The following is a 25,116-nucleotide window of genomic DNA, read 5'->3' on the forward strand; positions in this document are numbered from 1 at the left end:
TTTCGCGACCGACCCCGCCCGCCGACAGAGCGCCTTAAGCCGTCCCGAAAAAGCCGCATGCAGCCACATCACTTGGCTTATCTAGAGTTGTTTTCCAACATCTCCACAGCAAAGCGCGATCGCAACGGTAAAAACTTCAACCCTGACTGCATCGTCCTTACCCCTTTTCGGCCGACCGAACGCCCCGTCGCGCACCGCCGGAATGCCCCACCACCGCCGGTACACTTACAAACCCGGGGCGGGCTCTAGCACGAACGATCCTCCTCGTGATCACCATTATTCAGGATGTCCACCAGGTGGATGACATCCAAAAGAGTCCTTGTCGCCGGTTTTCAATCGCGTTGAACGAGCTTCATCGCCCCGACGGCGGCTACGATCACTAAAATATTACAATAAAAAACAATAAAAAATCACATAAAATTGGAAGAAATCGAAGAAATATCTACGAAAACGAGGCTTAAAATATATGATCGCACATATTTTCGACTGAAAACTGACAGTTTTCTACGAATTTTCAAACCATCTTGCCGGGATTCATGATGCCGGCCGGATCGAAGGCGGCGCGGACGCGGCGCATCAAATCGGTCGCCACCGGCGGCGCCGTGGCCACCAGCTCGTCGCGCTTCATCTGGCCGATGCCGTGCTCGGCGGAAATCGAGCCGTTGAAGGCGCGCACGATCTCATGCACGCGGTCGTTGACCTCGCGGTAGCGCGCCTTGAAGGCCGCGCCCGATGCACCCTCTGGTTGCGAGACATTGTAGTGCAGATTGCCGTCGCCCATGTGGCCGAAGGTCACCAGCCGGGCCCCGGGCTCGAGCGCATGCACGGCACGACCGGCCTCCTCGATGAAGTCGGGGATCGCCGCCACCGGCACGGAAACGTCGTGCTTGATCGACACCCCCTCCGCGCGCTGGGCTTCCGACATCGCCTCGCGCAGGCGCCAGAAGGCATCGGCCTGGGCCAGGCTTTCGGCAATGACGGCATCGGCGGCCAGGCCCTTGTCGAGACCGGCAGATAAAATGTCCTCGATCAACGCGCGCGCATCGTCAGGCGAGCGCCCCGACGATATCTCGACAAGCACGTACCAGTCATGCGCGTCCCGCAGCGGGCGGACGGTGCCGGGCACGTGGCGCACGGCGAAATCGACGGCGAGCCGCGCGCAAAGCTCGAAGCCGGTCAGCCCGGTGCCGGCCCGTTCGAGCGCATCGGAAAACAAGGCCAGCGCCTGACGCGGCGAAGAAAGACCGACCCATGCCACCTCGCGCCCCTTCGGCCTGGGAAAAAGCTTCAAGACGGCGGCGGTGATGACACCGAGCGTGCCCTCGGCGCCGACGAACAGGTTTTTCAGATCGTACCCGGTATTGTCCTTCCTGAGCTTGCGCAGATCGTCGAACACCTCGCCCGTGGGCAGCACGACCTCCACACCCAGGCACAATTCGCGCGCATTGCCGTAGGCAAGCACCCCGGTGCCGCCCGCGTTGGACGACAGATTGCCGCCGATCTGGCACGAGCCCTGGGAGGCAAGCGACAGCGGGAACAGCCGGTCGGCCGCGTCCGCGGCCTGCTGCGCGGCCTCAAGCACCACGCCCGCCTCGGCAATCATGGTGTTGGAGGCAACGTCGATCTCGCGAATCCGATTGAGACGGGACAGCGACAACACCACCTGGCGCCCGCTCTGGTCCGGCATTTGGCCGCCGACCAGCCCGGTATTGCCGCCCTGCGGCACGATCGGCGTGCCGGTCTCGCTGGCGAGCGCGAGCACCTGCGAGACCTCGTCGACCGAGCCGGGGCGCAGCACGAGCCGGCTGCGGCCGGGAAACAGGCCGCGCGGCTCGGTGAGATAGGGGGAAATGTCCTGCGCGGCGCGCAGCGCGTGGCGCTCGCCGACGATCGCGGCAAAGCGCGCGATCAGATGCGGGGGAAGCGGGGCGTCGTCGTCGCTCATCTGTCGGTCCTGTCCGGTCGGGCGGCGGGATCGGGCCGGCCGGCGCGGCCGCGGCGGTGTCGTCCCGGGACGCTATCGGGCGCAGGCCGCCTTGTCACCGGGGGGCGGCCGCGCGCCGCAGCCTGTCATTGATCGCCTCGCCGAGACCGGTCGCGGGAACGGGCTCGGCCGCGATCACCGCTGCGCCCGATCGGTCGAGCGCCTGCAAATGGGAAAACAGATTGGCCGCCGCCTCGCGCAGATCGCCGGACGGCGAGAGGTTCAAGACGAGGACGGCCTTGTCGGCGCCCGCGATGCGTTCTGGCCCGAAGGCAAGCAAGACCTCGCCGGGCGCGACCCTGTCTGCATCGAGCCGCAGGCCGGCTCGCGGCGCGTAATGCGACCGCATCATGCCCGGCGCCTCGATGCCGCCGGCGTCACCGCGCAGCAGCGGAACGCCCAGAACCGCTTCGATCTCCTCCGCGGCGATGCCGCCCGGGCGCAACAGGCGCACGCCGTCGGGCTCAACCTTGACGATGGTCGATTCCAACCCGACGGGGGTCGGCCCGCCATCGACGACCAGCGCGATCCTGTCCCCCAGATCGGCCGCGACGGCGGCGGCGGTGGTGGCGCTGATTCGGCCGGATGAATTGGCGCTGGGCGCCGCCAGCGGCCGGCCGGCGGTCGCTATCAATTTTGCCGCAAAACCGCGCGGCATACGCAATCCGACGCTCGCAAGCCCGGCCGTCACCAGCGGATGGATTTGTGCGTCGGGCGCAAGCGGCACGACGAGGGTGAGCGGTCCCGGCCAGAAGGCATCGGCCAGTTTGCGCGACAGGGCGTCGAAGCGACCGATCCGCTCCGCCATCGCCCTGTCGGCGACATGCACGATCAGCGGATTGAAACGCGGCCGGCCCTTGGCCTCGAAGATGCGCGCCACCGCCGCGCCGTTGGTGGCGTCGGCGGCGAGGCCGTAGACGGTCTCGGTCGGCAGCGCCACCGGCTGGCCGGCATGGACCAGGGCGATTGCGCGCTCGAGCGCGGTTTCCTCACTGACGATATCGGCCATCACGCGTCCAGACTGTGCACGCGGCATTGCCTATCCCGCACGCGCGCGCGCGGCAAGTAACCCTGCGTCATCATTTCGTTAATCGGTCGAATGGTACGGTTTCCGCCAACGGGATCGTAGGGCGCACGCGGTAGGGTTTAAGCAGCGTCATAGGGTTCACGCCGCGTAGCTGGCGGGAGAGTGATGAAGGTTCTGGCAACGGCAACGATCGCATTGGTTCTTGCGACGGCGGGGGAGGCATTTGCCTCGTCCTTCGTGACGCTCGACGCCCTGCCTGCGGGGCCGTCTGCCTCGATCATCGTCATGGGCGAGCCGGCCGTTGGAGACCCGCCAGTGGTGCTTGCCGCGCCGGACGCGACCATCAAGACGGCCGCCTTGTCGGAAACCCGCCCCGGCTCCCCGGCCGAGGCCGCCAGGGCCCTGTTCGGCCATCCGCCCGATGACGGGAGCGAGGCCGGGTCCGACCGCGTCGCCCCGCTGGTGCCGCGCCTCAGCCGCTCGATGATCCTGCTCGGCGAACCGGCACCGCGCGCGGCACGCACAAAACGGGCGACATCGCTTGCCGGGCGCCAGCCGGCCAGGCCGATGGTGATCCGAGGCGGGCTCGTCGGCAAGGCGTTTCCGGCCGCCGCCACGAGCGCGCCGGTTCCCGTGGAGATCGTCGCCGAACCGCCGCCCAGTCCCGACATCCCCGTCGCAACCGAACGCCGCACGGTTTCCAGCGACAGGCCGGCGCCGCCCGCTCCCGGTCGCAGGAAAACGCCCGAGCCGCCGGCCCTGCCGCCCGCGCCGCCGCCGCCACCGCCGCCGTCGCGCGCGCTGGAATAGGGCGCCGGACGGCCGGAAAGACGCGTTCTAACCGGCGATGCGCGAGAAATCGGCGACCTGGCCGGTCGCGGCAGGAATACGGGCCAGAAGGGCGAGCCGGTTGGCGCGCACGGCCTCGTCGTCGGCATTGACCAGCACTTTTTCGAAAAACGCGTCGACCGGGCCGCGCAGGCCGGCAAGCGCCCGCATGGCGGCCTGATAATCCTGCTCGGCGAGCGCGGCCGCAGCCTCGGCTTCGGCCGCCACCACCGCGTCGAACAATGTCCGTTCCTCGCTTTCGGCAAACAGCGCGGGATCGACGCTGCCGGCAACCGGCGTGCCCTTCTTTTCCTCGGCGGCGAGAATATTGGCGGCGCGCTTGGTACCGGCGAGCAGGTTCTGCCCGTCCTCGCTGTCAAGCAGCGCGCCCAGCGCCTCGACCCGGCGGACGATCAAAAGCAGGTCGTCCGCTTCTGGCGTGATGACCGCGTCGATCAGATCGTGCCGCGCGCCCTGGTCGCGCAGATAGACTTTCAGCCGGTCGTGGAAAAAGGCGAGAAGGTCGGCATCGACGCTTCGGTCATCGCCGGACGGCGAACGCGTTTCGTCCCGGCGGATCCGGTTCGCGCTCCTGAAAAGCTCGATGAGGCTCAACCGCACCCCGTTTTCCACCACGATGCGGATCACGCCGAGCGCGGCGCGGCGCAGCGCGTAGGGATCCTTGGAGCCGGTCGGCTTTTCGTCGATCGCCCAGAAGCCGGTGAGCATGTCGAGCTTGTCGGCGAGCGCGACCGCGATCGAGACCGGCTCGGCCGGCACCACGTCGGAGGGGCCGAGCGGGCGGTAATGCGCCTCGATGGCGGCGGCGACCGCCGGCTCCTCGCCCTGGAGCTCGGCATATTTGCGGCCCATGGCGCCCTGCAGTTCGGGAAATTCGCCGACCACCTCGGTCTGCAGGTCGGCCTTGGCGAGCACGGCGGCGCGGCGGGCAAGCCCGGCATCGGCGCCGACCGCCGGCGCCAGTTCCTCCGCCAGCCGTGCGATCCGCTCCACCCGCTGCCCTTGGGTGCCGAGCTTGGCGTGAAAGGTGACGCCCAGATGGTCGAGGCGGGCCATGCGCTGGTCGAGCGGTTTTTTAAGGTCGAGGCCGAATTTTTGCGCCGAGGTTTCCAGCCCGGCGAGATCGGGCAGGTCGGCCTGGTCGGTCTTCCAAAAATGCACCGCGTCGGACAGGCGCGCGCGCACCACCTTGGCATTGCCGTGCGCGATTTCCGCGCCGCCGTCCCTGGCCTCGATATTGGCGACCAGCACGAAGCGGTTGGAGAGGTTTTCGGCCTCGCCCTGCGGGCGGGTGACGAAACATTTCTGGTTGGCGCGGATCGTCAGCCGCACGATTTCCGGCGGGATGTCGAGAAAATCCTGCTCGAACGCGCCCATCAGCACCACCGGCCATTCGACCAGGCCCGACACCTCGTCGAGCAGCCCGTCGTCGGCGACGAGATCGAGCCCGGCGGCGAAGGCGAGATTGGCGGCGTCGGCCTCGATGATCTTCCGGCGGCGCTCGGCATCGAGCACGACCCTGGCCGCCTCCAGAGCCGCGACATAGTCGTCGAAGCGGCGCACGGTGATGGGGTCCGGCGCGTGGAAGCGGTGGCCATAAGTGACGTTGGAGGCGCGGAGCCCGTCGACCTCGAAGTCGACCACTACCGGTTCCTCCGTCTCCGGGCCGAAGGTGCACAGGATCGACTGTAGCGGCCGCACCCAGCGCAGCGCGCCGGGCCTAGCCGAGGCCGGGCCCCAGCGCATCGATTTCGGCCAGGGAAAATTACGGATCACGCCGGGCATCAGCTCGGCCACGATCGCGTCGGCGGCGCGGCCGGGCTTTTCCATCACCGCGACGTAAAAGGTGCCCTTTTTGGGATCGGTCCTGGTTTCGGCCTCATCGACCGAAGCCAGACCGGCGGCGCGCAAGAACCCTTCGATCGCCTTTTCTGGCGCATCGGTGCGCGGGCCCTTGCGCTCCTCGCGCACATCCTTCGAGCGCGCCGTGACACCGCGCACGTCGAGCGCCAGACGGCGCGGCGTCCAGTATTCGCGCGCCGCCTCGTAGGTCAGGCCGGCCTCGACCAGACCGTCGGTGACCAGCTTCTTCAGGTCGCCGGCCGCCTTGCGCTGCATGCGCGCCGGGATTTCCTCGCAACGAAGTTCAAGAAGCAGGTCAGGCATGGGTGCGGCTCGCGGGTGAGGTCCTAAGGCGTGCCGCATAGCAACTCCACCCGGCCCTGTCACCTGCGGCCGTGGCCATGAACCGCGCCTGAACGCGCCGGCCACGCACGGTTCAGTCCGGTCGTGAAAAAATTCTCCTCACAGATGAACCTTTGGCAGCGCCGCGGCGACGAAAGGCAAGACACACCGCGAGCGCGAAGGGACAAACCGATGAAAGCCGCTTCCTCGATCCTCCAGGTCCTCGCGCTGAGCGCCTGTTTCGCGGCCAACATGCAGACCGGCACGGACTTCAAGATGGCGGGGGTGCGCCGCGCCATCCAGACGATCGCGGCAAGCGTCGAGATGCCGGCCGGCGCGCAGGCCGACATCCTGACCGTCGCCGATCAGGGCTGATGCCGGGGTCGGTGCCGGCTGCCGCGCCGGGGGCGCGTTCAGCGAACGGCGATCAAAAGACAGCGCCGGCCGTCGACCTCGCACCCTTCGCGCGCCTCGCGATTGGCCTGAATCTGGCTGGCGCTGCCCCAGACCGCATGGCACTCGCGTCCGTTTTCCGACACCGCGAAGGCCTTGAATTGCGGCTTTTTCGATATGTTCGCAAGCAGCGCCTTGCAGTGATCGCTGGTCACGGGCGTGGCCTCCGGCGTGGCCGCATAGGCGCTCCCGGCAACCACCAGAACCAAACCAGCAAGCAAAAAACGTCGCATAATCACCCCATGGCCGTTTGCGGATCAGCGCGCATGCTCGACGGGGAAGCAGGCGAAAATGAGGGGCGGCGCCCGTGGACGTCAGGCGTGGAGCGAAGCGCTGGTCAGGCCGCCGCGCCGCCGGCCTCGGTGCGCAGAAAAGCCTCGCCGCAGGCCTTGGCCAGATCGCGCACCCGCAAGATATAGCTCTGACGCTCGGTGACGGATATCACGCCGCGCGCGTCGAGGAGATTGAAGACGTGCGAGGCCTTGATGCACTGATCGTAGGCCGGCAGCACGCATCGATGCAGAGCGCCCTCGCCCCGCGGCGCGCCGGCGGCCAAAAGCGCTCCGCACTCCTTCTCCGCGTCGTCGAAATGGCGAAACAGCATGGCGGTGTCGGCATATTCGAAATTGTAACGCGAATATTCCTGCTCGGCCTGCAGGAAGACATCGCCGTAGGTGACCTTTTCGGCCCCCTCGCGGCCGTTGAAATTCAGGTCGTAAACATTGTCGACGCCCTGCACATACATCGCCAGCCGCTCCAGCCCGTAGGTCAGCTCGCCCGACACCGGCGCGCATTCGATGCCGCAGACCTGCTGGAAATAGGTGAACTGGGAGACCTCCATGCCATCGCACCAGCACTCCCAGCCCAAACCCCAGGCACCGAGCGTCGGGCTTTCCCAATCGTCCTCGACGAAGCGGATGTCGTGCAGCAAGGGATCGATGCCGATCGCCTCCAGCGAGGCGAGGTAAAGCTCCTGCAGGTTGGACGGGTTCGGCTTCAGGATGACCTGATACTGGTAATAATGCTGCAGCCGGTTCGGGTTTTCGCCGTACCGGCCGTCCTTGGGCCGCCGCGAGGGCTGGACATAGGCCGCGTTCCACGGCTTCGGGCCGAGCGAACGCAGGGTCGTGGCGGGATGGAAGGTTCCCGCGCCGACTTCCATGTCGTAGGGCTGCAGGACCACACACCCCTTGTCCGCCCAGAATCCGTGCAGAGCGAGGATCAGCCCCTGGAAGGAGCGCGTGGGATGCATATGCGGCTGGCTGGCGGTCACGGAGAACCTCTGTCGGCAGGAAAGGCGCCTCACCTCCTATTGACGCGTCCAGGCAAGGTCAAGCAGCCGGCGGCGATGGAAAAGCGATGGGCCGCGGCACCGGCAAACCGCCGGGACCAAGATGCGGCGGCTTGGATTCGCCGCCAAATGCGATATCTGTAGGGACAGAACGAGGAACCGGCCCATGTTTCGATCCGACCGACGGCCCACGCGCCTGCCAACCATCGCCAGCCTGGCGCTTGCCGCCCTTTTGGCCACCGGCGCGACCGCCGGCGCCAATGGCGCCTGGCCCGACCGCAACAGCAACACGCGCGACGACGTGACCGGCTATCTGTGCGTGACGCCCGATTGCAGCGTGGTGCGGCTGCCGCAAACGACATGTCTGTGCCAGAAGGAAAACCCGGCCGAGCGCTCGCTGCAGAAGCTTCGGCTGACCTGTTCGACCTCGGAAGGCGGACGCTGGAAAGCCTGTCCGGTGAGCCCGCCCTTCGGCAATTGAGGCCGAACCGGCGCGGCGGCCACGGCGACGAGCCGGGTGTCGCGCTCGCGAGGTTGTGATCGTTTTGTGCAGATCCCGGCGGGCCCGGCAGGCGTAGATTGTTGCGGAGCCGTGCCGCGTTCGCGGCGCCCGACCGCCAGGGAGACGACCATGCCTGCCATCCATCCGCTGTCGCGCAGCGCCATGCGCGCTACCGTCGCGGCCTTTGCCGCGCTGATCATCAACACCGTTCCGGCCTCGGCCCAGTCTGGTTTCGTCGGCAATGTCAACGACCCGGTGACCGGCTGGCGGTGCGTGACGCCGTTCTGCGACACGATCCGCATGCCGCGCACCGATTGCCTGTGCCAGAAACTCAACCCGACGGAAAAATCGCTGTCGCGCCTGCGGCTGCAATGCGTGCCGCCGCGCCGCGACCCGCAAAACGCCTGCGCACTGCCGCGCGGTTTCGGCGGCTGATATTCTTTGCACGTAAATCTACGAAACGCATTCCCGGCGGGGAACCGCCCGCCCGGCGGCTGATCGCGCTCAGCTACCCGGCAAGATCAGTTCCTGGCCGGGAACGATGTTGGAGGGATTGCCGCGAAGCTGCGGATTGAGGTCGAGGATCTCGATATAACGTCCGCCGTCGCCGAGCTTTTCAGCCGCGATCGACCACAAGGACTGCCCCGGCCCGACGACATGGCTGGCCGGCCGCGCCTCGGCATCGCCGGGCTTCGCGGCACCCTGGCCGTCGGGCGCGGGCGTCTTGCCGCCGGCCTTTTCGGGCGCCGGCTCGGGCAGGACGATCGGCGGGATTTCGGCTTTTTGCTCTTCGAGCGGCGGCAGGCCCTCGACCAGCTTGCGCTCGACCTCGACCAGAACGTCGGGGTCGGGTTTCATGTCGCGCGCATGCGCCCACTGGAAGGTCGCTTCCAGGCGGCGACCGGCGCGCCAATAGGCATCGCCCAGATGGTCGTTGAGGATCGGATCGTCGGGCTTGAGCGAGACGGCCCGCTCCAATTCGGTGACCGCTTCCTCGAAACGGCCGAGGCGGTAATAGGCCCAACCGAGCGAATCGACGATGTAGCCGTCATTGGGCCGGCTGGCGACTGCGCGCCGGATCAGGTCGAGCCCTTCCTCCAGGTTCATGTTCATGTCGACCCAGGAATAACCGAGATAGTTCAGCACCTGGGGCTGATCGGGATAGAGCTCGAGCGCCTTGCGGAAATTCGGCTCCGCCTTCGGCCATTGCTTCAGCCGCTCATAGGCGATGCCGCGCTGGTAAAAAATGTTCCAGTCGCCGCGCTCAGGCTCGTCGATGCGCTCGACCGCGTCGTCGTAAAGCACAGCCGCCTCGGCATATTCCTCCTTGGAGGCAAGAACGCCCCCAAGCGCGAGATAGGCGCGCATGTCGTCGGGATCGTCGCGCAGAAGCTGGCGCAGATGCGCCTTGGCCGCGTCGTGCCGGTCGAGATCGGCAAGGTTGAGGCCAAGCTGCAAGCCGGCAATACGGCTTAACGGCGAATCAACGGGCACTTTTTCATAAAAGGAGATCGCCTCCTCGGCATCGCCCTGCTGCTCGGCCACCTGTCCGAGCTGGACCAGGGCAGCGTCGAAATCCGGCTTCAGCGCCAGCGCGAGCTGCAGATAGATGCGCACGAAGGCTTCGCCGCCGCCACGGTTGAGGGCGGTGCCCAGATCGAGCAGGATTTCGGCCGCGCCATCTGCCGGCGCGGCAACGCGCGGCGGCGTGCCGGCGCCGGTTTCGACGTCGAGCCGCAAGGCCACGATCGCGGGACGGTTTGCGGCGAAAGCCTCGGCCCGATCGAGTTCGGCCAGCGCGTCCTGCGCGCGCCCCTGGCGCGCGAGCAGTCGCGCATAGGATTCCAGCGCGCGCAGATAGGTGTCGGGGGCAGCCCCGCCCGCCGTCGTGTTCTCGGCAAGGCGGCCATAGGCTTCGAGCGCCTCGTCGACCTTGTCCGCGGCCTCGGCGATCAGCGCCTCGTGATAGGATTTGAAGACGACGAACCATTCCGGACCGTCGAGGCCGCGCACATGCGCAAGCCCGTCATCGGCCTCGCCCGCACCGAGCAATGCCCAGCCGGTCATGACGCCGGTGATCAGCCGGTCGAGATCGGATTCCAGCGCCAGTTTCAGATAGTTCTCGGCCGCGGCATAGTCCTGCTTGCCAAAGGCGTCGATCGCCAGCGCCACGCGCGAAAACCGCTCGACCTGCGGCACGGATTTCAGCTTCTCGGCCAATGGCAGCGCCGCCTCGAAATCCCCGCGCGAGATCAGTGCCAGAAGAAGGCTTTGCTGAAGCGTCTGGTTGTCGCGGTCGAAGGACAGGGCGCGCCGATAATATTTGATCGTGGAGTCGAGATCGTTGTCGATCTCCGCGATGCGGGCGGCAAGAAAGGCGCCCGACAGCGATCCGATGCGCACGGGCTCGTCGTTCGCCGCCAGAAGCGGTGCCGGCGCCGAGGCGCACAGCAGCGCCAGCGCCGCAACGCCCCATCGTCTCAAGCCGCTCGACTGCATGGCTCTCCTTCCCGCTCGCTGCCCCGCTCGCCGGCGGATTCCGACCGCATCTTCACCCCGACCATGGCATTTTTGAGAGCGGTCGTTCAACAGGCTCCCGCCGCCGGCAACGACTGCCCTGCCCCGCAGGACGGCAACGCCACGGCACGTTCACGCCGATCAGCTTACCCGGTCGATACAGAAATCGATCACTTCGAGAAGCGCGCTCTTTTGCGGCGTCTCCTTCAGCGGCGCAAGCGCGTCGCGGGCAATCCCGCCGAAATGCCGCGCCCGCGCTATCGTATCACCGATCGCGCCATAGCGCGACATCAGCGCGCGCGCCTCCTCGAGCGCCGCGTCGTCGCTGACGCCGTCCTCGATGCTCTTTTTCCAGAACCGGCGCTCCTCGGCCGTGCCGCGGCGGTAGCACAGGATGACCGGCAGCGTCACCTTGCCCTCGCGGAAATCGTCGCCGACATTTTTGCCCAGGTCGCTGGCATTGCCGCCATAGTCGAGCGCATCGTCGATCAACTGGAACGCCAGGCCGAGATTGGTGCCGTAGGAGCGCAGCGCAGCGCGTTCGGAACGCGTCGCCGAGGCGATCACCGGGCCGACTTCGGCGGCGGCGGAAAAAAGCGCCGCCGTCTTGGCGCGAATCACGGCCAGATATTCGTCCTCGGTGGTCTCGAGGTTCTTGGCGGCGACCAGCTGCATCACCTCGCCTTCGGCGATGACCGAGGCCGCGGTCGACAAGATATCGAGCGCGTCGATCGAGCCGACCTCGACCATCATGCGAAAGGCCTGGCCGAGCAGGAAATCGCCGACCAGAACGCTCGCCTGATTGCCCCAGATGGTGCGCGCGGTCTTCTTGCCGCGCCTGAGGCCGCTCTCGTCGACGACGTCGTCGTGCAGCAGGGTCGCGGTGTGCATGAACTCGACGCTGGTGGCCAGCCTGACATGGCCGTCGCCGGCATAGTCGAACATGCGCGCCGCCGCCAAAGTGAGCATCGGCCGCAGCCGCTTGCCGCCCGACGAGATCAGGTGATTGGCGACCTCGGGGATCATTTCCACATCCGAGCCGGCCTTCGACAGGATGAGCTGGTTGACGCGCGACATGTCGTGCGCGGTGAGTTCGATCAGAGGTTTGATCGAGGCCTGGCCCCGCTTGCCCTCATCCAATGATACGACGACGCCCACGAAAACTCCCCGGAATCCATTTCGGGCACTCTTGGCCCACCACCCAATCTAGGGCGCGGCATGTTCGGCCTGCAAGGGGCGAATTGGCGCGGCCGGCCGCGCCGGATGGTCAGGGCGCGCTTTTGCGGCTACAAAACGCCGGTCAATTTGCAGGCACCCCATGATCGAACTCGTGCGTACCAACGACCCCGTCGTGATCTCCTTCATCGAAGCCCTGCTTCGCGACGCGGGGATCGAGTTTTTCGTCGCCGATCAGAATATGAGCGTGGTCGAAGGCTCGCTCGGCGTGTTGCCGCGCCGGGTTCTGGTCAGTTCCGATATGGTGGAGCGCGCCAGGCGGCTGCTTGCCGATGCCGGCATCGCCGACGAGATCCGCAACGGCTAGCGCCATGCACCCCGCCTCCTGCACGACGGACGCCTTCCATCGCGGCCGGTTCTTTGTCGTCCAGCCGGCCGGCAGCGGCCACCGGGCCGGCATGGACGCGATGATGCTTGCGGCGGCCGTGCCGTGCGACTTTGCCGGCCGGCTCGCCGATCTCGGCGCCGGCGCCGGCGCCGCCGCCCTGGCCGTGCTGTCGCGCTGCGGACAGGCGCGGGCCGTGCTGGTCGAACGCGAGCCGGACATGGCGGCGTTTGCCGAAAAAAGCCTGGCGCTGGCACAGAACGCGGCCCTTTCGGCACGGGCCGAGGTGCTGGTGGCCGACGTCACGCTGGCCGGGCGCGCGCGCCAGGCGGCCGGGCTCGGCGACAACAGCTTCGATTTCGCGATCATGAACCCGCCCTTCAATCGCGGCCGCGACCGGGCCACCCCGCACGCGCTGAAGCGCGCGGCGCACGTCATGCAGGACGACACGATCGAGCGCTGGCTGCGCACGGCGACGGCCATCGTGCGCCCGCGCGGCGGGCTGGCGATGATCGCGCGGCCGGAGTCCATCGGCGCGATCCTGGCCGCGCTCGAGGGCCGTTTCGGCGCCGCCGAGATCCGGCCGATCCATCCGCGGGCGGACGCCATGGCGATCCGGGTGGTGGTGCGCGCGGTGCGCGGCGCGCGCAAGATGCCGGCGATCGCCCCGCCGCTCTTCCTGCACGAAACCGACAGCGGCGGCTTCAGCCCACAAGCCGACGCCATCAACAATGGCCAAGGCGCGCTGTTCGGCGATTGAAGGGGTGCCGGTTGCGCGGACCATTGCGCAATCGTTTCGGCTCCCTACATGCGATTGAAATTCTGGAGAGCTTTGTTGAAACAGTTTTTGCAACCCTTCCTGCCGACCTCGATGCGCGCCGACGGCGTTGTCATCCCGGTGGTGCGGCTGAGCGGCGCGATCATGCCGGCCGGCAACGCGCTGCGCCAGACGATGTCGCTGGCCAGCACGGCCGGCATGCTGGAAAAGGCCTTCGCCTTCAAGAAGGCGCCGGCGGTCGCGATCACGATCAATTCGCCCGGCGGCTCGCCGGTGCAGTCGCGGCTGATCTTCCGCCGGATTCGCGACCTGGCCGAGGAAAAAAACAAGAAGGTCTACGTGTTCGTGGAGGATCTGGCCGCCTCCGGGGGCTACATGATCGCGGTCGCCGGCGACGAGATCATCGCCGACCCGTCCTCGATCGTTGGATCGATCGGCGTGGTGTCGGCCAGTTTCGGCTTCCAGGAGATGATCAAGAAGATCGGCGTGGAACGCAGGCTCTACACCGCCGGCAAGAACAAGGCGCTGCTCGATCCGTTCTCGCCGGAAAAGAAGGAAGACGTGGCGCGGCTGAAGGCGCTGCAGCTCGACATCCACGAGACCTTCATCGATCTGGTCAAGGCGCGGCGCGGCAGCAAGCTCGCCGACAATGACGATTTGTTTACCGGCATGTTCTGGAGCGGCAGGCAGGGGCTCGAACTGGGGCTCGTCGACCAGCTCGGCGACATGCGCTCGTTTCTCAAGGCACGCTATGGCGACAAGACGCGCCTGCGGCTGGTGAGCGCGCCGCGCGGGCTGTTCGGACGGCGCCTGAACCTGTTCGGGGTCGATCTGGAGCGCGGCGACGGCGAGAAAATCGCCGGGGCGCTGGCGAACGGGATGGTGGATGCGCTGGAGGCGCGCGCGCTGTGGAACCGTTTCGGCCTTTGAAGCGCCCAATAGCGGCGCTATGCTTGCCGGTGGAATAAATCAGGCGGGCTTCGGAATAAATCAGGCGGGCTTCGAGGGAGGCTGACCGGACATGCCACAGCTGATCTTTTTCGCACTTGCCGGCGCCGTGGCCTATATCGGCTACCGTGCCTTCCTGCGCGAGGCCGAACGGGTTTCGGCCCGGGTGCGCCGGGCCGAGCGCGAGGCGGAAACGCGCGCGTCGGGCACGCTGGTCAAGGACCCGGAAACGGGCGAATACAGACCGGCACGCGACTGAGCGGACGCGGGTTTTCATGCGCAGTCCCTCACTCACGGTCCACGCGCCGGCCAAGATCAACCTCGCCCTGCACGTGACCGGCCGGCGCGCCGACGGCTATCACCTGATCGAAACGCTGGCGGTGTTTTCGCAACTCGGCGACGTCGTGGAGCTCGCGCCGGCCGCCGTCGACACGTTCGCCATTGCCGGACCGTTCGCCGCCGCCCTGCCCGACGACGACAATTTGATCATACGCGCCCGCGATCGGCTGCGCCGCGCCTTCACGCAAGTTCGCGACCGGCATAGCGCGATCCGGCTGACGAAGAACCTGCCGGTGGCCGCCGGTATCGGCGGCGGGTCCAGCGACGCGGCGGCGGTGCTGCGCGGGCTGGCGGCGCTGTGGGAGATCGATGTCGACGAAGCCGGGCTGGCGCGTCTCGGCGCCGAGCTCGGCGCCGATCTGCCGATGTGTCTGGCCGGCCGGCCGCTGATCGCGCGCGGCATCGGCGAAAAGATCGCGCCTCTCGTCGACTGGCCGGCGCTGCCGCTTCTCCTGGTCAATCCCGGCGTGGCGGTGCCGACGCAGACGGTGTTTACCGGGCTCGAACGCCGCGACAACGCCCCCCTGCCGGCCTTGCCGCCGCAGCGCGACGCGCAATCGGTTTTGGACTGGCTGCGGCAATGCCGCAACGATCTGCAGGCGGCCGCGCTCGGCCTTGCTCCCGAAATCATGGAGGCGCTCGACCGGCTGTCGGCGAGCGGCGCGCGGTTGGCGCGCATGTCGGGATCGGGCGCGACCTGTTTCGGGCTCTACGACACGATCGAGGCGGCGCGGCGCGCCGAGGCCACGATCAAACAGGAACGGCCGGGCTGGTTTGCGGCCGCCGGCGCAACGCGGGGATCAAACGCATGAGTACCGGCCGGCTCGACGAAAACCGCCCCTTCATCGCCGTGGGCATCGCGGTCCTGACCGTGTCGGACACGCGCGCTGCGGCCGACGACAAGTCCGGCCGGACATTGGCCGAGCTGATCGCAGCGGCCGGCCACAGGCTCGTCGAGCGCGCGATCGTGCGCGACGAGATCGAGGCCATCCGCGCCAAGATCCTCGCCTGGTCGCAGGACAGCCGGGTCGACGCGATCATCACCACCGGCGGCACCGGTTTTACCGGCCGCGACGTCACGCCCGAGGCGATAGAACCGCTGTTCGAAAAGCGCATGGACGGGTTTTCGGAGGTCTTTCACCGGATCTCCTACGACAAGATCGGCACCTCGACGATCCAGTCGCGCGCCACAGGCGGGCTGGTCAACCAGACCTTCGTGTTCGTGCTGCCGGGCTCGCCCGGTGCCTGCCGCGACGCCTGGGAAGGCATCTTGAAGGGGCAGCTCGACTATCGGCACATGCCGTGCAATTTCGTCGAGATCATGCCGCGCCTGGACGAGCACCTGCAGCGCGGCGGCGAGATCGTGTGAACGGGCGGAAGCGGCGACCGCGAGGCGCGAAGATCGTCAACGCGGGGCGGGCCTGATCGCGGCCGCCAGCCGGCGGCGTCGGAGCCCCCGCGCCACCGTTTCCAAGCCGCCCTGCGGCCGGTAGCGCGACAGCGCCTCGGCCTTTGAAACCAGAACCCCGTCGGCCAACGGACCGGCGCGGCCGAAAAGGCGCCTCAGCACCTGCACGGCGCGCGACCGCGCCGGCGAAAACCGCGCCGGCCGGCACTGGGTGCCGACATGGTTTGCGACCGCCTCCATCCAGCCTTCGCCAGGCAGCGCGCCGGGCTCCAGCAGCAACAGCCACGTGCCACGGGCCGCCGTCAGCCCGCCGCCGAGACCACCCGGCCCGACCAGCGTGCACCCGGCCTGGTCGCCAACCGCCACGGTGGCATCCGACGAACCGCGATCATGCACGATCACCTCGCACACCAGCCCCTCCACGGCCGCCGGCACAAGCGCGGCCAGCGTGGCGGCCAGCGCCTGCTCGTCGTTCAGGGTCTCGATCACCACGGTCAGCATCCATCCTCGATACCGCATTGCAGCAACCAACGCCACGTCGGCACGCGATCGAAAAAGTTCTTGCTTTGTTCCATTTTGACCGATAGGAATAGATTCATCGAAAACGACTCGCCTTCGACGAGCGGAGACAGATCATGGAGCAGTTCGACCGCGCAGATACGGCCGCCTTTGCCGGTGGCGGCGCCGCAATGGCGAATGCGCTGATCGAGGAAAGCGGCCTGCGCGTCGGCGAAGCGCGCCGGCGCGGGCGCGCGGCCGGCATCAACCCGTCGGGCCGGTTCGAGGCGCTGCGTCGCGAAGTGTTCGACGACGGCTGGGAAACGCTGGAAGAGCTGCCGCCCTTCAAGACCGAGGTGCAGGTGGAAAAGCCGCGCTCGGTGATTACCCGCAACACGTCGCCCGATATCGCCTTCGACCGCTCGATCAACCCCTATCGCGGCTGCGAGCATGGCTGCGTCTATTGTTACGCCCGCCCGACCCATGCCTTCATGGGACTTTCGGCCGGGCTCGAATTCGAGGCGCGGCTGTTTGCCAAGCCGGATGCGGCCAAGCTGCTGGAGCGTGAACTGGCCAGGGAAGGCTACGAGCCGAAGACCATCGCCATCGGCACCAACACCGACCCCTACCAGCCGGTCGAAAGACAATGGCGCATCATGCGCGAGATTCTGGAAGTGCTGGACGCCCACAATCACCCGGTCGGCATCGTGACCAAATCGGCGCTGGTGATGCGCGACAGCGACATTCTCGCGCGCATGGCCGCGCGCGGCCTGGCCAAGGTCGCCTTTTCGGTGACGACGCTCGACCGGCGTCTGGCGCGCACGATGGAACCGCGCGCGGCGACGCCGACGCGGCGGCTGGAGGCGATGAAGGCCTTGTCGCAGGCCGGCATTCCGGTCTCGGTGATGGCCGCGCCGCTGATCCCCGGCCTGAGCGATCACGAGGTCGAGCGCATCCTGGAATCGGCCCACGCCGCCGGGGCGCGCGAGGCCGGCTACATCATCCTGCGCCTGCCGCTGGAGGTGAGCCCGATCTTCAAGGACTGGCTGCTGCGCCACTATCCGGACCGCTACCGCCACGTGATGGCGCTGATCCGCTCGATGCGCGACGGCAAGGATTACGATTCGAGCTGGGGCAAACGGATGCGCGGCACCGGACCCTATGCCTGGCAGATCGGCCGCCGTTTCGAGATCGCCGCGCGCCGGATCGGATTGAACCGGGCCAAGCTCGCCCTGCGCACCGATCTTTTCAAGCCACCGCCGCGTGCCGGCGAACAGTTGCGCCTGCTCTAGAGCCGTTCCACGCGCGGCCCGGCTTGTCGCGCCGGCGGGTTTCCCAACCCGCGTCCCGTTTCCCGTCCGGCTACGTCCCCCGCTCTAGCCGACGGCCCCTTCCCGGCCTGCCGCCCCTTCGGACCGGGAAGGACTTGCGGAGAATCGGGGCGGATGCGAGTTTCGCCGCAAATGGCTCGCTCCCCCGATTCTCCGCTGCTTTTCGCGCTCGCCGACGCTCCCGACTTTGCCCACGAGGCGGGGGCGATGTCGCGCGGCCTGTCGCCCGTGTGCGGCGTCGACGAGGCCGGCCGCGGGCCGCTTGCCGGGCCGGTGGTGGCCGCCGCCGTCATTCTCGACCCGAACGCCGTTCCCGCCGGGCTGGACGATTCCAAGCGGCTGTCGGCGACCGCGCGCGCAGCGCTCTACGCAGCCATACTCGAGCGCGCCCGCGCGGTCGGCGTGGCGAGCCTTTCGGCGTCGGCGATCGACAGGTCCAACATTTTGCGCGCGAGCCTGGAGGCGATGCGCAGGGCAGTGGCGGCGCTTTCGCTCGCGCCGGGCTTCGCGCTGATCGACGGGCGCGACGTCCCGCCGGCTCTGGCCTGTCCGGCCGAGGCGCTGATCAAGGGCGACCGGCGCGCGCAGTCGATCGCGGCAGCCTCGATCGTGGCCAAGGTCACGCGCGACCGGATGATGGCGGCGTGCGGGCAGCGTCACGCGGGATACGGGTTCGATCGCCATATGGGCTACGGCACACGGATCCACCGCGAGGCCATCGGGCGCGACGGCGCGGTCGCGCGCATCCACCGCCTGTCCTTCGCACCGCTGCGCAAAACGGCCGACACGCCAAGCGAGGCCTAGAGCCGTTCTGCTTTTCGCGGAAGCGCAGACCGGCTCCACCTTATTGTTTTGACGCGTTTTTGAATGGCGAACCGGCTTCCACTTCGCCTGGAAACGCTCTAGGAGCAGGCGCCGAGACAAGCGGCATGGGCGCGTGTGCCGCACACGGGCACCGGCCTTCCGGCGCACGCCGCCACGCCGCGCCGATCGCCCAATTCCAGCATTTTTCCGAAGAAAATTGCTCCGCCGCCGGCATCGCGACCCCGCGCGGCATCGCGGCCCGGCAAAGAAAAATGCCGCCCGGAGGCGGCATCGATCGGTTCGTTCGGGCACCGCGCAACGCGGCGCAAACTCAGTTGAGCTTTGCCTTGACGTCGGCGAGCGAGCTCTTGAACAGGTCGCCCGACAATTTGGCGTCGACCTTGGATTCCAGTATCCGGCGCGCCGCCTCGACCGCGATGTCGGCGGCCTGCGCGCGCACCTCGTTGACGGCGTCACGCTCGGCCTGAGCGATCTTCTGCTCGGCCAGCGCGGTGCGACGCGCAACGTAGTCCTCGGTCTTCTGCTTGGCTTCCTCGACCATCAAGGCCGCCTCGTGTTCGGCCGAGGCGACGATGTCGTCGGCTTCCTTCTCGGCTTCCTTGCGGCGGCGCTGATACTCGGCCAGCACCTCCTGGGCCTCCTCGCGCAGCTTGCGCGCCTGGTCCAGTTCGTTGCGGATGCGCTCGGCCCGATCGTCGAGCGACTTCGCCACCATCCCCGGCACCTTCAGATAGAAGACGACCGCGAAGAAGATGAACAGGGCAACGGTGGCCCAGAATGTTGCGTCCATCATCGCCTCCTAGCGCGCTGCCTTGACCGCGGCCGCGACTTCGGCCTTGGTGACCGAACCGCCGCCCAGCGTCTGCACGATCGATCCGGCCGTGTCTTGCGCGATCGTGCCGACATCGGCGAGAGCCGACGCCTTGATCTCGGCAATCCGCGTCTCGGCACCCGTCAGCTTTTCTTCCAGCTGCGCCTCGACGGCGCGCCTGGTCTCGTCGGCCTGGGCCTTGGCCGCGTCACGCGCCTTCTGGCCGATCTCGTTGGCCTTCTGGCGCGCCTCGGCCAGCGCCTGCTCGTACGCGGCGATCGCCTCGTCCGATTCCTGCTTCAGCCGGGCCGCCTGGTCGAGATCCTGGGCGATGCGGTCGCGCCGCACCTCCATGATGCCGGCCAGCCTCGGCAGCGCCACCCGCTTCAGGAACAGGTAGAACAGGCCAAACGTGATCGCCAGCCACAGGATCTGCGACGGATAGGTCGCCGTCTCGAAGGGCGGGAAGCCCGCCTCGGCGGCGCCATGACCCGCCTCGGTCGCGGAATGAGTCTCGCCGTTTTCCGCCGGTTGATCCGACGCGGCGAATGCCGGTGCCACAAACATGGGCCTGTCCTGTCACTTTCCAGCCGGCCGCCCGAGGCGGCCGGTCACCCTACGCGTTGGTTTCGGCTCTTAGGTGAAGAGCAGAAGCAGAGCGATGAGCAGCGAGAAGATGCCGAGCGCCTCGGTCACGGCGAAGCCGAAGATCAGGCGGCCGAACTGGCCGTCGGCGGCAGAGGGATTGCGCAGCGCGCCGGCCAGGAAGTTGCCGAACATGTTGCCGAGGCCGATGCCGACGCCGCCCATGCCGAGACAAGCAATGCCCGCGCCGATTGCCTTAGCTGCATCTACTTCCATTGGGGTACTCCTTCTTTGAAGCTTTGGATCAGGTTGATGTCGAGGAGGGACGCCGCAGCGGACGTCCCGGTGTCTTTAGTGCCCAGGATGAATCGCATCGTTGAGATACATGCAAGTCAGGACCGCGAACACATAGGCCTGCAGGAACGCGACCAGAAATTCGAGGCCGGTCAGCGCGACCGTCATGCCGAGCGGCAGGATCGCACCGCCGATACCGACGACGCCGAACGCGCTCAGCGAGGTGACGAAACCGGCAAACACTTTGAGCGTGATGTGTCCGGCCAGCATGTTGGCGAACAGACGCACCGAAAGGCTGATCGGACGCGACAGGAACGAGATGATCTCGATCGCGATCACCAGCGGCAGGAGCACGCCCGGCACGCCGCTGGGCACGAACAGGTTGAGGAAACCGAGACCGTGTTTCCAGAAGCCGTAGACGATGACGGTGCCGATCACCAGGATGGCGAGCGCGAAGGTCACGATGATATGGCTCGTGATCGTGAAGAAATAGGGGAACATGCCCAGCAGATTCGCGACCAGCACGAACACGAACAGGGAAAACACGAACGGGAAGAACTTCATGCCCTGCGACCCGGCCGCGTCGCGCAACATATTGGCGACGAACTCGTAGGTCATTTCCGCGATCGACTGCATGCGGCTGGGCACCAGGCCGCGGCTGGCCGTGCTCACAAACAGGAAGGCGCCGGCGGCCACAACCGTGGCGACCATGAAGGCGGAGGAGTTGGTGAAGGAAAAATCGAGGCCGCCGATCTCGATCGGGACCAGCTTGCTGATATTGAACTGGTGGATGGGATCGCTTGCCACCTGCCTACCCCGCCTTGCTGTTCGCGCCCATGGCGCCGTTCAGTTCCTGTCGTCCCCGTCGCCATCCTTGCCGGATGAGCGGGAACCAAATTCCGCGATCTGCCCCGTCGCGCGCAACGCGTTGAGAACGCCTGCGCAAAAGCCGAGCAGAAGGAAAATCACCAGGCCGAAGGGCGACGTGCCCGCCAGCCGGTCGATCATCCACCCCACACCGGCCCCGACCACGATACCGGCAATGAATTCGCTGGATAGTTTCAGCGCATTGCCGGCCCCGACCAGGCCGCCCGACTTGGCGGATTTCCCCTCATCGGCGGTCTCCGGTCGCCGCGCCGAAAGGGCAGCTTCCAGTTCCCGTCGTCTGCGATCAAGATCGTCCTCGCGTGCCATCTTCACCTGGATCCCGCACGGGCCGCTTCACACAGGTCACACCGGAACCATCTTCCGGCGCGTGACCCTTGCCCGCGCAATCCCGGCCGGATTGCCCGCTCCAAAGTCGGGCGCACCATAGTGAGGGCGCTACCGGCAGTCAAGCCGCAGTTCCGGCTCCGGCAATCGCTAAATATGTCAATTATTTCAGATATTTAATTCGGTGCGACACTACGTCCGCGATCGCGCCGGCCCGTGGAGGGGCGAATCCACAGCGCACGGGCGCGCCCAAGCGGAGAATCTCCTGCCGGATTCAGTTCCAGCCGCCGCCATAGGTGCGGTAGAAAACATGCAGACCGATCTTTTTCATCTTCTTCATCGCGCGGGCCCAACGCGGCGCCACATAGGTGGCGTGATAATGAGTCGAGGAGCCCACCTCGGAGATGAAGATCTTGCCGGCGGTGACGGCCATGGCGATGTCCTGGGCGATGCGCCAATGGTTCGGGCTGCTGATGCGATCGCGAATGCCGTCGCAGGCGAACGAGAACTGGCAGCGATTGCGCCAATTGTCGTTCTGGTAGACGACGCCGCAGACCGAATTGGGATAGGTGGGATTGCGCACCCGGTTCAAAATCACCTGCGCGACGGCGGCCTGGCCTTTCAGGCTTTCGCCACGTGCCTCGAAATAGATGCCGACGGCGAGGCATTTCTGCTCCGCCTTGGAAAACACGGACGCCGGCAGCGGCCGGCGCATCCAGGGATGGTCCCCCTTGGCGACCGGTGGGATGAAGCGGCCGCCCTTGTCGTCCTCCTCCTCGCCGAGCAGGCTGGCGAAGGGCGATTTCTTGGCGTAGTCGGGTTCGGACGGGGCGTAGGCGGTCGCCAGAATGTCGGCGCGATCGTTGGTGACCAGGCTGGCCAGCATGGCCGGCACGCCGGGGATCGATTTTTCGGCCACGCTGGGGTGGAAGGCGGCGGCAATCGCGATTTCCTTGCCCTTGATGGCGGGCTCGTCGAAGGCCATGGCAAGTTCCGGCTCGGCCGGGGGAACCGCAATCATGCTCGTGCGGTCCAAGACCGACCCGGCGTTGAAGGCCTTCGGCGGGGCAACGGGAGCGACATTGATGATGCGACCGCGCTTCTCGCTGCGATTGACACGCTCCTCGTCGGGCACTTCGTTGGCGACGCCGCTCTTGTCGCGGAAGGCGACGGAACCGATCGCGTCGGTCTTCATGCCGCCGCCCGAAATCGTGCCGGTCACGGTGTCGTCGACGAAGGGCATCTCGGCCTTGTGCACGGACCCGGCGACCGAGCGCTCGATGGCCGCGCCCCAGCGCACCTCGCGCGCACCGATGCCGGCGACGTAACTCGCCATGTCCTGATAGGCGGTTTGTGTGGGAGAACCGATGAACAGGCCCGCGGCAACGACGAGGGATGACAACAAGGTGGGCCCGCGAAATACAGCGGCGGGCAGCCGCGAAACCGACTTTCGAAGCACCGAAACTCTCCAGAACGCCACTCGAACGAATCTGTAAGAGTTTGCGTTTTTATCGTTGATGGAGCGTTAACGGCAGAAATCTGGCCGAATTAGAGCGGACCGGGCGGCCGGGCGCCGCGGTTCATTTCTTCTTGCGCGCGCGGCCGGCATAGGGATTGTCGGGCGCGCGCAGCATGACGCGAATCGGCACGCCGGGCATGTCGAAACCGTCGCGCAATCCGTTGATCAGATAACGCACATAGGATTGCGGCATGGCGTCGGGCCGCGAGCACGACACGACGAATCCCGGCGGACGCGTCTTGACCTGGGTCAGGTATTTGATCTTCAGCCGACGCCCGGCGACGGCGGGCGGCGGGTGGTGGGCAAGCACGCCCTCGAGCCAGCGATTGAGCCGACCGGTGGAGATGCGCCGGTTCCAGACCTCGTGCGTTTCGGCGACCGCCTGCATCAGCTTGTCGAGCCCGCGGCCGGTCTCGGCCGACACCGGCACGGCGCGCAGGCCGCGCACCTGCGGCAGGAGCCGTTCGGTCTTTTCGCGCAACTCCGCCAACAATTCCTGCGGATTCTCGACCAGGTCCCACTTGTTGAAGGCAAGCACCGGCGCCCTTCCCTCGCGCACGATCAGGTCGGCGATCTGGAGGTCCTGTTTTTCGAACGGGATCGTTGCGTCGAACACCACGATCACCACCTCGGCGAAGCGGATCGCGCGCAGCCCGTCGGCGACCGAAAGCTTTTCCAGCTTTTCGTGAACGCGCGACTTGCGACGCATGCCGGCCGTGTCGAACAGTCGCATCTTGCGGCCGCGCCATTGCCAGTCGACCGAAATCGAATCGCGGGTGATGCCGGCCTCCGGCCCTGTCAGCAGGCGCTCCTCGCCGATCAGCGCGTTGATCAGCGTCGACTTGCCGGCATTGGGCCGGCCGACGATGGCGATACGCATCGGCTTGCTGGCGTCGTAGGCGGGAAGCTCGTCCTCGTCGGTGTCGAAGACGTCCTCGCCGACGAGCGCGAGCTGGGCGTCGTCGGGGGCCTCGTCCTCCTCCGGACCGAAGACCCTGTCCTCGCCGAGCGCGGCGATGATCGCCTCGCGCAGATCCGGCAGGCCCTGGCCATGCTCGGCCGAGATCGGCACCGGCTCGCCGAGGCCCAGGCCCCAGGCCTCGTGCAGACCGGTTTCGGCGCCGCGCGCCTCGGCCTTGTTGGCGACCAGCACGATCGGCTTGCCGAGCCGTCGCGCCACCCGGGCGAAAGCGTCGTCATTGGGGGTGATGCCGGACTTGGCGTCGATCATGAACAACACCAGATCGCAATCGGCGATCGCGCGCTCGGTCTGCTGGCGCATGCGACCCTCGAGCGATTCGTCGCTGACATCCTCGAAACCGGCCGTATCGATGACCTGGAAACGCAGATCGTAAAGCCTGGCCTCGTGCACGCGCCGGTCGCGCGTCACACCCGGCGTGTCGTCGACAAGGGCGAGCTTGCGCCCGACCAACCGGTTGAACAGCGTCGATTTGCCGACATTCGGCCTGCCGACCAGGGCGATGGTGAACGACATCGCGGCGGTCAGGAGGCGTCGCCCGACCCGCGGATCAGCTCGGCCATCAGCTTGGCGCGCTCCTGCGCGTTGCGCGGTGCGGCGCTGTCTTCGGCGATCTGGTCGAACAGGGTCAACGCGTCGGTCGGCTTGCCCTCCTTCCAGGCGGCCAGGCCAAGCGCCTCGCGCGCGGAATGGCGCAGCGCGTTGGTTTCGGCCGTCAGCGGCTCCACGCGCGCCGACACCTCGTCATAACCGCCATGATCGACCAGAAGCAGCGCCGCGCGCAGCCGGGCCATGTCGCGGATAGAACCGGGAATCGCGCTGTCGCCGGCGACCGCGTCGAACGCCGCGACAGCGCCGTCATAGTCGCCCGTTTCGGCCAGGACCGTGGCCGCGCGCAGCCGGGCCAGCACCGGATAGGCGCCGTAGCCGTCCTGCTCGAGCTTTTCGAGCGCGGCCAGGGCCTGGTCGTTCTGGCCCTCGGAGGCGAAAGCCAGCGCTTCGGAAAACGCATCGCCCGAACGACTGGCCTGAGCCTGGGTCCAATAGTTCCAGCCGACGATGCCGGCCGTAGCCAGCACCACCAGCACTGCCAAGCCCAGGATGAGGGGGCCGTAGCGGTCCCACAGCGCCTTGGCCTGATCCTGGCGCAACTCCTCGGAGACCTCGCGGATGAAACTGTCGTCCGACATCACATTTTACCGTTGTTCGGCCCGCCACGCG

28 protein-coding genes are annotated in these 25,116 nt (G+C 67.0%); 12 read left to right on the forward strand and 16 right to left on the reverse strand.

The window, feature by feature from the left end; all coding sequences use genetic code 11:
- Positions 1 to 514: 514 nt before the first annotated feature.
- Together C7T96_RS11005 and C7T96_RS11010 are read right to left on the reverse strand one after the other, a co-directional pair.
- Positions 515 to 1,945, reverse strand: a complete 1,431-nt coding sequence (locus tag C7T96_RS11005; protein WP_106571269.1) for an FAD-binding oxidoreductase — start codon at positions 1,943 to 1,945, stop codon at positions 515 to 517.
- Between the two features lie 94 nt (positions 1,946 to 2,039).
- A complete protein-coding gene (locus tag C7T96_RS11010; RefSeq protein ID WP_106571270.1) occupies positions 2,040 to 2,993 on the reverse strand; it encodes an L-threonylcarbamoyladenylate synthase in 954 nt (317 codons plus the stop codon).
- A 183-nt stretch (positions 2,994 to 3,176) separates the two neighbouring features.
- Here C7T96_RS11010 and C7T96_RS11015 point away from each other — a divergent pair, with 183 nt between their 5' ends.
- Positions 3,177 to 3,821 (forward strand): hypothetical protein, encoded by a 645-nt coding sequence (locus tag C7T96_RS11015; RefSeq protein WP_106571271.1) that lies wholly within the window; start codon positions 3,177 to 3,179, stop codon positions 3,819 to 3,821.
- 27 nt (positions 3,822 to 3,848) lie between these two features.
- Here C7T96_RS11015 and glyS read toward each other — a convergent pair whose 3' ends face one another.
- On the reverse strand, positions 3,849 to 6,026 hold the full coding sequence (gene glyS, locus C7T96_RS11020; protein ID WP_106571272.1) for a glycine--tRNA ligase subunit beta: 2,178 nt from the start codon (positions 6,024 to 6,026) through the stop codon (positions 3,849 to 3,851).
- A 210-nt stretch (positions 6,027 to 6,236) separates the two neighbouring features.
- Between glyS and C7T96_RS11025 the strand changes: the two genes are divergently transcribed.
- Complete coding sequence (locus tag C7T96_RS11025) at positions 6,237 to 6,419, forward strand: hypothetical protein (protein WP_106571273.1); 183 nt, start codon at positions 6,237 to 6,239, stop codon at positions 6,417 to 6,419.
- A 38-nt stretch (positions 6,420 to 6,457) separates the two neighbouring features.
- Here C7T96_RS11025 and C7T96_RS11030 read toward each other — a convergent pair whose 3' ends face one another.
- Both C7T96_RS11030 and C7T96_RS11035 read right to left on the reverse strand, forming a co-directional pair.
- Complete coding sequence (locus tag C7T96_RS11030) at positions 6,458 to 6,730, reverse strand: hypothetical protein (RefSeq protein WP_106571274.1); 273 nt, start codon at positions 6,728 to 6,730, stop codon at positions 6,458 to 6,460.
- Positions 6,731 to 6,834: 104 nt separating this feature from the next.
- A complete protein-coding gene (locus tag C7T96_RS11035; protein WP_106571275.1) occupies positions 6,835 to 7,749 on the reverse strand; it encodes a glycine--tRNA ligase subunit alpha in 915 nt (304 codons plus the stop codon).
- A gap of 205 nt (positions 7,750 to 7,954) precedes the next feature.
- Between C7T96_RS11035 and C7T96_RS11040 the strand changes: the two genes are divergently transcribed.
- Positions 7,955 to 8,269, forward strand: a complete 315-nt coding sequence (locus C7T96_RS11040; protein ID WP_106571276.1) for a hypothetical protein — start codon at positions 7,955 to 7,957, stop codon at positions 8,267 to 8,269.
- A gap of 150 nt (positions 8,270 to 8,419) precedes the next feature.
- On the forward strand, positions 8,420 to 8,725 hold the full coding sequence (locus tag C7T96_RS11045; RefSeq protein WP_106571277.1) for a hypothetical protein: 306 nt from the start codon (positions 8,420 to 8,422) through the stop codon (positions 8,723 to 8,725).
- A 69-nt stretch (positions 8,726 to 8,794) separates the two neighbouring features.
- On the opposite strand, the gene C7T96_RS11050 is transcribed toward C7T96_RS11045, so the two are convergent.
- Together C7T96_RS11050 and C7T96_RS11055 are read right to left on the reverse strand one after the other, a co-directional pair.
- Positions 8,795 to 10,789 (reverse strand): tetratricopeptide repeat protein, encoded by a 1,995-nt coding sequence (locus C7T96_RS11050; protein WP_106571278.1) that lies wholly within the window; start codon positions 10,787 to 10,789, stop codon positions 8,795 to 8,797.
- 159 nt (positions 10,790 to 10,948) lie between these two features.
- Positions 10,949 to 11,965 carry a polyprenyl synthetase family protein gene (locus C7T96_RS11055; RefSeq protein WP_106571279.1) on the reverse strand — a complete coding sequence of 339 codons (1,017 nt, stop codon included), beginning with the start codon at positions 11,963 to 11,965 and terminating at the stop codon, positions 10,949 to 10,951.
- Positions 11,966 to 12,125: 160 nt separating this feature from the next.
- Between C7T96_RS11055 and C7T96_RS11060 the strand changes: the two genes are divergently transcribed.
- The 6 genes from C7T96_RS11060 (at position 12,126) to moaB (ending at position 15,802) form a co-directional block, all read left to right on the forward strand.
- Positions 12,126 to 12,350, forward strand: coding sequence for a DUF2007 domain-containing protein (locus C7T96_RS11060; protein WP_106571280.1), 225 nt, complete (start codon positions 12,126 to 12,128; stop codon positions 12,348 to 12,350).
- A gap of 4 nt (positions 12,351 to 12,354) precedes the next feature.
- A complete protein-coding gene (locus C7T96_RS11065; protein ID WP_106571281.1) occupies positions 12,355 to 13,128 on the forward strand; it encodes a methyltransferase in 774 nt (257 codons plus the stop codon).
- A gap of 75 nt (positions 13,129 to 13,203) precedes the next feature.
- Positions 13,204 to 14,076, forward strand: a complete 873-nt coding sequence (locus tag C7T96_RS11070; protein ID WP_199190454.1) for a S49 family peptidase — start codon at positions 13,204 to 13,206, stop codon at positions 14,074 to 14,076.
- Between the two features lie 91 nt (positions 14,077 to 14,167).
- Entirely contained in the window at positions 14,168 to 14,353 is a 186-nt protein-coding gene (locus C7T96_RS11075; protein WP_106571283.1) for a hypothetical protein, read from the forward strand.
- 16 nt (positions 14,354 to 14,369) lie between these two features.
- Positions 14,370 to 15,245 (forward strand): 4-(cytidine 5'-diphospho)-2-C-methyl-D-erythritol kinase, encoded by an 876-nt coding sequence (locus C7T96_RS11080; RefSeq protein ID WP_106571284.1) that lies wholly within the window; start codon positions 14,370 to 14,372, stop codon positions 15,243 to 15,245.
- Positions 15,242 to 15,802: a molybdenum cofactor biosynthesis protein B gene (gene moaB, locus C7T96_RS11085; RefSeq protein WP_106571285.1), complete on the forward strand. Its 561-nt coding sequence runs from the start codon at positions 15,242 to 15,244 to the stop codon at positions 15,800 to 15,802. Before C7T96_RS11080 ends, moaB begins: the two co-directional genes overlap by 4 nt.
- A 36-nt stretch (positions 15,803 to 15,838) precedes the next feature.
- Here the strand turns inward: moaB and C7T96_RS11090 are convergent, their stop codons facing one another.
- Positions 15,839 to 16,342 (reverse strand): glycosyl transferase family 2, encoded by a 504-nt coding sequence (locus tag C7T96_RS11090; protein ID WP_106571286.1) that lies wholly within the window; start codon positions 16,340 to 16,342, stop codon positions 15,839 to 15,841.
- 134 nt (positions 16,343 to 16,476) lie between these two features.
- Between C7T96_RS11090 and C7T96_RS11095 the strand changes: the two genes are divergently transcribed.
- The gene (locus C7T96_RS11095; protein WP_106571287.1) at positions 16,477 to 17,631 is read left to right on the forward strand and encodes a PA0069 family radical SAM protein; all 1,155 of its coding nucleotides are present in this window, start codon (positions 16,477 to 16,479) and stop codon (positions 17,629 to 17,631) included.
- Between the two features lie 171 nt (positions 17,632 to 17,802).
- Positions 17,803 to 18,474, forward strand: a complete 672-nt coding sequence (locus C7T96_RS11100; protein WP_106571288.1) for a ribonuclease HII — start codon at positions 17,803 to 17,805, stop codon at positions 18,472 to 18,474.
- Between the two features lie 331 nt (positions 18,475 to 18,805).
- Here C7T96_RS11100 and C7T96_RS11110 read toward each other — a convergent pair whose 3' ends face one another.
- The 8 genes from C7T96_RS11110 to C7T96_RS11145 form a co-directional block, all read right to left on the reverse strand.
- Positions 18,806 to 19,285 (reverse strand): F0F1 ATP synthase subunit B, encoded by a 480-nt coding sequence (locus C7T96_RS11110; RefSeq protein WP_106571290.1) that lies wholly within the window; start codon positions 19,283 to 19,285, stop codon positions 18,806 to 18,808.
- Between the two features lie 9 nt (positions 19,286 to 19,294).
- Positions 19,295 to 19,873 (reverse strand): F0F1 ATP synthase subunit B, encoded by a 579-nt coding sequence (locus C7T96_RS11115; RefSeq protein WP_106571291.1) that lies wholly within the window; start codon positions 19,871 to 19,873, stop codon positions 19,295 to 19,297.
- Between the two features lie 69 nt (positions 19,874 to 19,942).
- Complete coding sequence (locus C7T96_RS11120) at positions 19,943 to 20,167, reverse strand: F0F1 ATP synthase subunit C (RefSeq protein ID WP_106571292.1); 225 nt, start codon at positions 20,165 to 20,167, stop codon at positions 19,943 to 19,945.
- A 75-nt stretch (positions 20,168 to 20,242) separates the two neighbouring features.
- Positions 20,243 to 20,992: a F0F1 ATP synthase subunit A gene (locus C7T96_RS11125; RefSeq protein ID WP_106571293.1), complete on the reverse strand. Its 750-nt coding sequence runs from the start codon at positions 20,990 to 20,992 to the stop codon at positions 20,243 to 20,245.
- Positions 20,993 to 21,031: 39 nt separating this feature from the next.
- A complete protein-coding gene (locus tag C7T96_RS11130; RefSeq protein WP_106571294.1) occupies positions 21,032 to 21,379 on the reverse strand; it encodes an AtpZ/AtpI family protein in 348 nt (115 codons plus the stop codon).
- Between the two features lie 292 nt (positions 21,380 to 21,671).
- Positions 21,672 to 22,856, reverse strand: a complete 1,185-nt coding sequence (locus C7T96_RS11135; protein WP_245414122.1) for a cell wall hydrolase — start codon at positions 22,854 to 22,856, stop codon at positions 21,672 to 21,674.
- A gap of 121 nt (positions 22,857 to 22,977) precedes the next feature.
- Positions 22,978 to 24,411 carry a ribosome biogenesis GTPase Der gene (gene der, locus C7T96_RS11140; protein ID WP_106571295.1) on the reverse strand — a complete coding sequence of 478 codons (1,434 nt, stop codon included), beginning with the start codon at positions 24,409 to 24,411 and terminating at the stop codon, positions 22,978 to 22,980.
- Positions 24,412 to 24,419: 8 nt separating this feature from the next.
- On the reverse strand, positions 24,420 to 25,085 hold the full coding sequence (locus C7T96_RS11145; protein WP_106571296.1) for a tetratricopeptide repeat protein: 666 nt from the start codon (positions 25,083 to 25,085) through the stop codon (positions 24,420 to 24,422).
- Between the last annotated feature and the right edge of the window lie 31 nt (positions 25,086 to 25,116).

Origin of the sequence: Nitratireductor sp. StC3 (assembly GCF_003015025.1) — a bacterium.
Lineage (GTDB): Bacteria > Pseudomonadota > Alphaproteobacteria > Rhizobiales > Rhizobiaceae > Mangrovimarina > Mangrovimarina alexandrii.